Source organism: Caballeronia temeraria (assembly GCF_001544795.2).
Lineage (GTDB): Bacteria > Pseudomonadota > Gammaproteobacteria > Burkholderiales > Burkholderiaceae > Caballeronia > Caballeronia temeraria.
This window is the reverse complement of record NZ_FCOI02000040.1, coordinates 49,184-57,454: the sequence shown is the minus strand read 5'-3', so window position 1 is coordinate 57,454 and position 8,271 is coordinate 49,184. Positions and strand designations below refer to the sequence as shown.

Genomic DNA, 8,271 nt, shown 5'->3' with positions numbered 1-8,271 from the left:
GGTCACCAAGACGCTCACCGTGCAGTACGACCGCGTGCTGTATCTGCTGGACGATACCGACGCAAACCGCGCGCTGATCCACCGTGACATCGAGGTGTGGGAGTATCCCGACGGGCGCACGCAGTTGCGCGCCGGCGAGCGGGCGCTGGTATGCCGGCAGTACGACCGTCTCACCGAGGTCGATCCGGGCGCGATCGTTGAGTGCAAGCGTCTCGCGCACGTGCTTGAGTTGGCGCAGGCGGTGCAGGCTCAGCGCGACAACCGCAGCATTGGCACGGCGCCCTCGCGCACGCATCGCGGCGCGGAGGTACGCACGCCACGCCGCGCATCCGGCACGAAAAAACAGCGCGAGCTCACGCAACAGGACCTGGAGGCAACGATGAAGGCGCTGCATGAACACAAACGCGGTGCCGCGTCAGTAAAAGACAGCTCAGCGGTCAATAAACGGTGAAGTCCATGCACCCGCGCCCTGCCCGTTCAACCTCGCATCTTCAACACCGTGTGAGCGCAACATCCTTGGATAGATACGACATCTGTATTTAGCCCGCACCCCGACATTTGTATCTGGCCGTGACAAAGTATTCAGATGTATAGTTTTCGATGCCAGCGATGCTCACGATGGTTTCACGTGAAATGGTCGATCTACGCAGCATGAATGCACAATAAATGCAGTGACCAAGCCCTTTTTATCGTACTTAGTCGTATCTTGCTCCGATACGCCCCCGAGCCGCACGCGCGCGCCGGAGCGATAAAGGGAAACGTCGGTTTTCGCGCTCGAAGGTGGCACCGGTGGTTATGCTAAAATTGTGCAGATCATGTGCTTGGAGCGAACCATGAATTCGGATACCGGTGCCATTCCCAGTGCGGATGTGAGCTTTGACCGTTTCATGGCCTCACTACGCGATCCCGAAGATCCAGCCCCGATTGTCTCCGCTCGACGCTTCGGCGAGGCCTTGCATATCGACTTGCAAACCCTTGCCCAGCAGGCACACGTACATCGGAACACGATCAGCCGGCAGCCTGCATCCGAGAGCGTACAACGATTCCTCCGCGACGCTCTGCGGGTCATTCGCGCGGCGACGGATATCTCAGGCGACGTCACGAAGGCGCTGTTCTGGTATCGAAACGAACCCCTGCCCGTATTCAACTACAAAACCGCAGAGCAATTAGTGTCTGAAAGCCGGGCCGACGACGTCCTACGCTACGTTTCGTCGCTCGAGGCGGGCGCGGCAGGATGATCCTCACAGAATTGGCCGGGGTAACTGCCTATCGGATGCATGTTCCCAGGTGGGCTGTCGCGCCGACGAGCGGAGCGGGAGCAGGAACGCATGGCGGGCGCGCGAATCGTGTCGGGCTCAATGCGCTCTATCTGGCCTTGGACCACGACACGGCCATCAGAGAGTATCAGCAGCTATCGTCCTTGATGCCACCGGGGACCTTGGTCAGCTACAACCTCACGGCCGCTCCGATAGTCGATTTCACCGGCGGGTACGAGAGCGGAAAGTGGTCTCCTTTGTGGGAGGATTTCTATTGCGACTGGCGCCACTGCTGGTTCAATGAACGGATCGAGCCGCCCAGTTGGATCCTCGGCGATGAGGTTGTCGCCAGCGGTGCCAAGGGTATCCTCTTCAAATCACGACTGAAGCCTGACGGTACGAATCTCGTTCTGTACACAGAGCGTCTTGACTCGACGGACCACTTCGACGTCTACGATCCACATAACGCTCTGCCGAAAAACCAGTCTTCTTGGGATTGAGCTTCAGAGAGCTCGGCGGAAATCGGGAATCGTGCGCCCTTGCCTCCCCAACGGAACCAATATCGCTAAGACATCTCGGGTCGAACATGCCTGATGTGGTCGATGGTTTGGCAGGATCGAGTGTGTGCGTGCGCGGTTATGCACTTCGTACTACGAACGATCATCTTCATTATGTCAATATGCTGCTTACGGCCGCAGTGCAAATGCGGTTTACCCACGGCGTTCCGTTTGACAGCCTCGAAAATGCCGCCCGCGCCCCATAGCAGGAACGGTCCAACAACCCGCCGGGGTCGCACTCAGCAGCAATGTCACAGTGGGCGAAGTTAGGGCAAGCGATTCGTAATCCGCCGAGCGGGCTGACTCTATGAGATGAACATCGGTGCGACTCCGCGGCGGCGTTTGCAGGCAGGCTTCTTGCGCCAGTGATCATTCTCGGCTTGCCCGTCTACTTGGGAACACGCATGCGTCTGTCGAATCAAGTTGCTGTGGCGCTGGCATTGCCGCTGGCCGCCTGCGCGATCGGACACTCGAGCTCAAGCGACACGGGCTTCGGTACAACGCCATCTCTTCCAGCTCCGGACCACAAGATGATTCCGATGGTGAACATCGCGCCGACGGAAGCGCGGCCTGCCGGGTTCATGCCCACCGCTCCTGCGGGTTTTGCCGTCACGCAGTTCGCCAGCGATCTGGCCCACCCGCGATGGCTTTACACGTTGCCCAACGGTGATGTCCTGGTAGCGGAGAGCGACGCGCCTGAGGAACACGATGAAGGCAGCGGCATATCCGGCTGGATCAGACGGCAGGTTATGAAGCGCGCGGGTTCGGGTGTGCCGAGCCCGGATCGCATCGTGCTCTTGCGCGCGACGGATAGTGAGGGCATGGCCCGGATGCAAACGGTGTTTCTGAGTGGCCTGCATTCGCCCTTTGGAATGGCGCTCATTGGCGATCATCTTTACGTTGCTGATACCGACGCCCTGCTGCGCTTCGATTACGTGACAGGCGCTACCGCGATAACGAGCGCCGCCGTCAAGGTCGTCGACTTACCGGCCGGGCCGATCAATCATCACTGGACGAAAAATGTCGTTGCCGATCGCTCGGGCAAGCATCTTTACATTACCGTCGGATCGAATAGCAACGCCGGAGAAAATGGAATCGATGCGGAAGACGGGCGAGCGAGAATCCTTGAGTTCGACGTGGATACCGGTCGTTTGCGACCCTATGCAACAGGTCTGCGCAACGCCAACGGACTATCCTGGCAACCGGACAGTGGCGCATTATGGGCGGCAGTCAACGAGCGCGATGAACTCGGGAACAACCTTGTTCCCGACTACATGACCGCTGTGAAAGAGGGAGCCTTCTACGGCTTTCCGTACAGCTATTACGGGCAGCATGTCGACACCCGCGTCGAACCTCAACGCCCCGATATGGTCGAAAAGGCCGTCGTTCCCGACTATGCCTTGGGCAATCATACGGCTTCGCTAGGTCTGGTTTTCTATGGCCGGACGCTGTTTCCGGTTCACTATCGCGGAGGCGCGTTTGTTGGCCAGCACGGATCATGGAACCGCAAGCCGCGCACGGGTTACAAGGTGGTGTTTGTTCCGTTTGTCGGTGGACAGCCCTCCGGCGCGCCCGAGGATTTCCTGTCCGGTTTCCTGTTAGAAGATGGTCATGCTGTGGGCCGGCCCGTGGGCGTCGCACTGGACGCGGATGGTGCCTTGCTCGTAGCTGACGACATCGGTAACACCGTCTGGCGGGTCGCGCCGCGCAAACAGGCTGCATCAACCGTCTCGCCGATGGGTCAGTGATGCCTGCGGTCGATAGCTAACGGCGGCACGATACCGCGGCTAAAGATGGCGGCGACCGCTCGTGGCCGCTGACTGGATAAGCGAATGACGCAGATGCGTGCCAGAGCAAGTGAGCCAGCATGAAGAAATCGATCGTCCTCCTTCTGGGTGCCTGGTTTTCCTCAACCTGCAGCGTCGACGTCTCATCCGGGTCTTCGTCAATCGCCCCGCCACGCAAACGAATGGCGTTCACACGGCGTTCCAATAGCCATGCTGTTGCGGCCCTGCTCGAGTCCAGAAGACGGTCAGGCGCTCGTCACTTGTGGATAGCCGATCGCAGTCGCTCTACTTCCTGATCCGAGACAGGAGCGGCGTGATTGCCCCAAGCGCCACGAACGAAGCTCACCACCTGAGCAATCTCTGTGGACGTCAGCTTTCCATGGAAGGCGGGCATCTTCTGTGGCGCGGGTCCCGTATCGGTTTTCGGACTCTTGCTGCCTTCGATCACGATGCGCGTCACCGAGGTCGGATCTTCGGCCAGTACCAGCGGATTGCCCGCGAGTGCCGCGACTTTTCCGGGCTGACCTCGTCCGTCCGCCTGGTGGCATCGTGCGCAGAAGGATAGATACACCCCAGCGCCAGGTCGCTCCACCTCACCGGTCCGAATGCTTCTTGCGGTTTGCACCTGCGCGTGCGCGTTGTTTGAGAAACTGCCGTAGCTCTGCTGAGCGGGAAGTGATTTCAGATAGATGGCGATCGCCTGGAGGTCCGCGTCTGACAAGTGCTGCGTGCTCTCCTCAACCACGGGGGCCATCGCGCCAAATGCGATCGCACCTGCGCCGTGACCAGTCCGCAAGAATCTGACGACGTCATCTGGCGTCCAACGCCCAAGCCCGCTACCTGGGTCGCCGGTCAGGTTAGGCGCAAGCCAGTGATCATTGACACCACCGGTCAGATACCATGGTGACGCTTCGCTGTAGCCGAGTTCGTTGTAAGCGGGGCCTCGCGGCGTGTGGCACGCGCCGCAATGTCCAAGTCCTTGCACGAGATACGCACCTCGATTCCACTGTGCGGTTTGTTTGGAGTTCGCTTGGTACCGGTCGTGATTGCCGAACGCGAGACTCCAGAAAAGCATGCCCCAACGTTGATTGAACGGAAACGGCAAGTGCGTTTCGGGCGCACGCTTGGCGGCCGGCGCGACGCCGTGCATCAAATACGCGTACAGCGCGGTTACGTCATCGTCCGTCATGTTCGCAAGCGACGGATACGGCATTGCCGGATAAAGCCGCTTGCCGTCGAGCCGCTTACCCACGCGCAAGGCGTCGGCGAAATCACGCAAGTTGTAGCGGCCAATACCGAACTCGGTGTCCGGTGTGATGTTGCTTGCATAGATCGGACCAAACGGCGAGTTGACCGGCATGCCGCCGCCCAGCGGCGTGTGATCCGCGGCGTCGTGGCATGCACTGCAGTCGCCGGCTTTTGCAAGATATTCACCACGCGCAATCAGCGTTGGCTCGGTCGTCAACGGTGACTGAGCGGTGATGTTATCCGATAAGCGATCTGTGGACCGTTCGCCACATGCGCTCAACGCCACAATCATGAGCGCATTGACAAGCCAATCTCGGGTTCTGATCGCGTTCATGTCAATGCCACTGGCTACAAGATTGGAAAAACACTTCGGCAAGGACCGTGAACACCAGCCCGACGACGAATCCGCAGCCGATCAGCGCGCTGCACAATGCAACGAAGCGCTTACGACTCACCTCCTCCTCAGCGAGCGACGGCTCCTCGGATGACCCTGCATCCGGACGCTGTTCTTTGAGCTGCTTTTGCTTGCGCCTGAGGAACACGAGGCCGTACACGGCGAGTGCGGCGCATATCGCCGCGACGACGAAGGCAGCGATCGACGTTCCATACAACCATCCATCGAGATTCGGAAAGACAGGTTTGACACGCGGGATCGATCCAGCCGAGCAGGCTTGGGCGGAGATCGTCTCAGAGACCATCACTTGAAGCAGCCATGCGCCGGGCGCGAAGAAAAAGCCAGCAGTCGCGCATAGGCCAAGACGGCGATTCTCACTTTGAGTGAGCGCAGACTGCTCCGCGGGCACGGGCGTTTGCATCAGTGGCCTCGCATCCAGAACGGCGTCACATACAACGATGTAAAGATGAATAGCCAGACGACGTCGACGAAGTGCCAGTAGAGCCCGCCGATGCGCATCGGTGCGTTGCGTTCCGCGTCGAAATACCCTAACGCAATCCAGACCGCGAGCAGAACCAGAATAACGAGCCCGACGGCGACGTGGGCCATATGAAAGCCCGTGATAGTGAAGTAGAGGGAGCCGTAGAGATGAGCGGTAATGCCGTACGGATGATCGTGCCACTCCTTCCACTGCATGCCAGCGAACGTTATGCCCAGCGCAATAGCGACCAACATCCAGCCGAATGCCTGCCAGCGCTTACTTCTCTTGAGCGTTCGCTCGGACAGCCACGCGAACACGCTGCTCAGGATCAGTGTGCCCGTGCTCAGCGCACCTGTGCCGATTTTCGGCATGCCCTCAGGCGGCCACGGCAGAGTCGTCTGCGACTGTGAGTAGAAGTAGCAGAAGATCAAATAGCCGAAAAGACTCGCTTCCGTTGCGACGAGTGCCAGCACGCCCCACCATCCGCCCGAGTGCTCGCCCGCACTTCCGACCGGCAGGGCATCCTTGCTTTTGTTGGTGATCGCGGGAACGGTCTGCGCTGGTCCGGGAGGCTCGCGCTGTGCGAGCGCGCGCCGCGGCCACATCCACGCGATGAGCGTTGCGCCTGCCGCTGCGAGCGCCACAACGGTAAAAGACGGCGAGCGCAGCAGCAAGCCTAGGAAAGCAAGCGCGCCAAAGAGTCCGAGAAAGAATGGCGACCACGCATCCTCGGGCATCTTGAGAATAACGTCGGGACTACCGCTGAATGGGTGGACTCCAAGCGCCTCGCGCCCTCGGTGAAGCAAGTACCCTGATGCAAGACTCGACTGCCGCCCCTTAGGCTGCAGGCGATCCTCCCACATCGGATGCCGCGATTCAATCACCGGCAAGACCGCAAAGTTGTAGGGCGCCGGCGGCGACTCGGTCGACCATTCGAGCCCAGGCGCGTCCCACGGGTTCTTCGGCGCTTCACGTCCGCGGCGTGCCGAGACGAGCGCGTTCACCACAAAGAGCAGAACGCCTAACGCAAAAATAAAGGAACCGATCGTCGTAATCAGGTTCGACGTATCCCATCCCATGCCTTCGGGATAGGTGTAGATGCGCCGCGGCATGCCGAGCAAACCCGAGATGTGCATCGGGAAAAAGGCAAGATTGAACCCCACGAGGATGATCCAGAACGCGATCTTGCCCCATCGTTCATTCATCATCCGTCCGGTAAATTTCGGAAACCAGTAGGTGATTCCGCCGAAGACGGGAAAAACGTTGATCCCTAGCAGCACATAATGCAAATGCGCGACGACAAAGTAGGTATCGGTAAGCTGCCAGTCGAGCGGCACTGCGGCCGTCATCACGCCGGAGACGCCGCCGATGACGAACATCAGCACAAAACTCGCGAAATAAAGGAAGGGTACGGCGAAGATAGGACGTCCAGTCCAGATCGTCGCGACCCATGCAAACACGGCGACGGCGCTTGGGATCGAAATGAGCATGCTCGCTGCGCCAAAGAAGGCCAGTGCCAAGGGTGTGATCCCGGTTGCGAACATGTGATGGATCCACACTTCGAAACCAACGATCATCGTACCGACAGTCGCCATCGCCACCGCCGTATAAGCGACGAGGGGACGACGGCAGAAGGTCGGCAGGGCATCCGACACAATGCCCATAGCCGGCAGCACGACGACGTAGACCCACGGATGCGCGAACATCCAGAACAAGTGCTGCCAAAGGAGAGGCCGACCGTCGCTCGCGACGTCGAAGAAATGTGTGCCGATATTGCGGTCCATCCACAGCAGTAGGAACGCTAAACTCACCGACGGCACGGCAAAAAGATTCGCGAACGAAATGGTCAGCGTGCCCCAGACGATAATCGGCAGCCGGTCAACCGACATGCCGACCGCACGCATGCGAAAAAGCGTGACTACAAAATTCACTGCGCCAACGGTCGTTGAGATGCCCAGCAGCACCATACCAAGGGAATACACGTCGATATTTATTCCACGGTTGTACTCCAGGGAGGAAAGCGGGACATAGTTGAACCATCCGGCATTCGGAGCCTGCCCGAACGGGAAACTGCCGTAAAGAAAGATGCCGGCAAAGACGAAGACCCAATACGAAAGCGCGTTCAGACGAGGGAACGCCATATCGCGGGACCCCAACATGAGCGGCCACAGAAAATTGGAGAAACCGCTGAGCACCGGGAGCGCATACAAGAAAATCATCGTGACGCCGTGCATCGTGAAAAGCTCGGCGAACTGGCCAGGCGTCACCAGTGATTGGTTCGGCTGTGCGAGCTGCAGACGCATAACAAGCGCTTCGAGGCCGCCCAGCATCAGGAACAGGAATGCTGTCACGATGTAACGCAAGCCGATCTTCTTGTGATCGACGGTTGTAATGAAACCGCGCCAGCCCCCGTCTCCTTCCCACATTTCACGCAGGCGCTTCTCGGCCTCCGACCCCTGCGCGACGCTGCCAAACTCAGGCACACGTCGGAACGCGACCCGATGGGCCTGCGCAGCGTTTCGATCACCGATGGCGGCCATCGTCTGTT

Annotated in this window: 6 protein-coding genes and 1 pseudogene; 4 read left to right on the top strand and 3 right to left on the bottom strand. The window is 59.4% G+C overall.

Annotated features, from left to right (window positions below; all coding sequences use genetic code 11):
• The 4 genes and pseudogenes from AWB76_RS33950 to AWB76_RS33935 all read left to right on the top strand — a co-directional run.
• A pseudogene (locus AWB76_RS33950) lies at positions 1-451 on the top strand (ISNCY family transposase); the annotation flags it as partial.
• A 382-nt stretch (positions 452-833) separates the two neighbouring features.
• Positions 834-1,238 carry an MbcA/ParS/Xre antitoxin family protein gene (locus AWB76_RS33945; protein ID WP_061150109.1) on the top strand — a complete coding sequence of 135 codons (405 nt, stop codon included), beginning with the start codon at positions 834-836 and terminating at the stop codon, positions 1,236-1,238.
• On the top strand, positions 1,235-1,756 hold the full coding sequence (locus AWB76_RS33940; protein WP_061164478.1) for an RES family NAD+ phosphorylase: 522 nt from the start codon (positions 1,235-1,237) through the stop codon (positions 1,754-1,756). The genes AWB76_RS33945 and AWB76_RS33940 overlap by 4 nt, the downstream gene beginning before the upstream one ends.
• A gap of 461 nt (positions 1,757-2,217) precedes the next feature.
• A complete protein-coding gene (locus AWB76_RS33935; RefSeq protein ID WP_061164477.1) occupies positions 2,218-3,561 on the top strand; it encodes a PQQ-dependent sugar dehydrogenase in 1,344 nt (447 codons plus the stop codon).
• A 295-nt stretch (positions 3,562-3,856) separates the two neighbouring features.
• On the opposite strand, the gene AWB76_RS33930 is transcribed toward AWB76_RS33935, so the two are convergent.
• Genes AWB76_RS33930 through ctaD form a run of 3 tightly spaced genes read right to left on the bottom strand, consistent with a single transcriptional unit; the run spans position 3,857 to position 8,263 of the window.
• Positions 3,857-5,182, bottom strand: a complete 1,326-nt coding sequence (locus tag AWB76_RS33930; RefSeq protein WP_061164476.1) for a c-type cytochrome — start codon at positions 5,180-5,182, stop codon at positions 3,857-3,859.
• Position 5,183: 1 nt separating this feature from the next.
• Positions 5,184-5,663: a hypothetical protein gene (locus AWB76_RS33925; RefSeq protein ID WP_061164475.1), complete on the bottom strand. Its 480-nt coding sequence runs from the start codon at positions 5,661-5,663 to the stop codon at positions 5,184-5,186.
• Positions 5,663-8,263 carry a cytochrome c oxidase subunit I gene (gene ctaD / locus AWB76_RS33920; RefSeq protein WP_061164474.1) on the bottom strand — a complete coding sequence of 867 codons (2,601 nt, stop codon included), beginning with the start codon at positions 8,261-8,263 and terminating at the stop codon, positions 5,663-5,665. Before ctaD ends, AWB76_RS33925 begins: the two co-directional genes overlap by 1 nt.
• Positions 8,264-8,271: the final 8 nt, after the last annotated feature.

Coding starts and splice junctions, on each gene's coding strand:
- AWB76_RS33945 (WP_061150109.1), top strand. CDS start 834: ATGAATTCGGATACCGGTGCCATTCCCAGTGCGGATGTGAGCTTTGAC.
- AWB76_RS33940 (WP_061164478.1), top strand. CDS start 1,235: ATGATCCTCACAGAATTGGCCGGGGTAACTGCCTATCGGATGCATGTT.
- AWB76_RS33935 (WP_061164477.1), top strand. CDS start 2,218: ATGCGTCTGTCGAATCAAGTTGCTGTGGCGCTGGCATTGCCGCTGGCC.
- AWB76_RS33930 (WP_061164476.1), bottom strand. CDS start 5,182: ATGAACGCGATCAGAACCCGAGATTGGCTTGTCAATGCGCTCATGATT.
- AWB76_RS33925 (WP_061164475.1), bottom strand. CDS start 5,663: ATGCAAACGCCCGTGCCCGCGGAGCAGTCTGCGCTCACTCAAAGTGAG.
- ctaD (WP_061164474.1), bottom strand. CDS start 8,263: ATGGCCGCCATCGGTGATCGAAACGCTGCGCAGGCCCATCGGGTCGCG.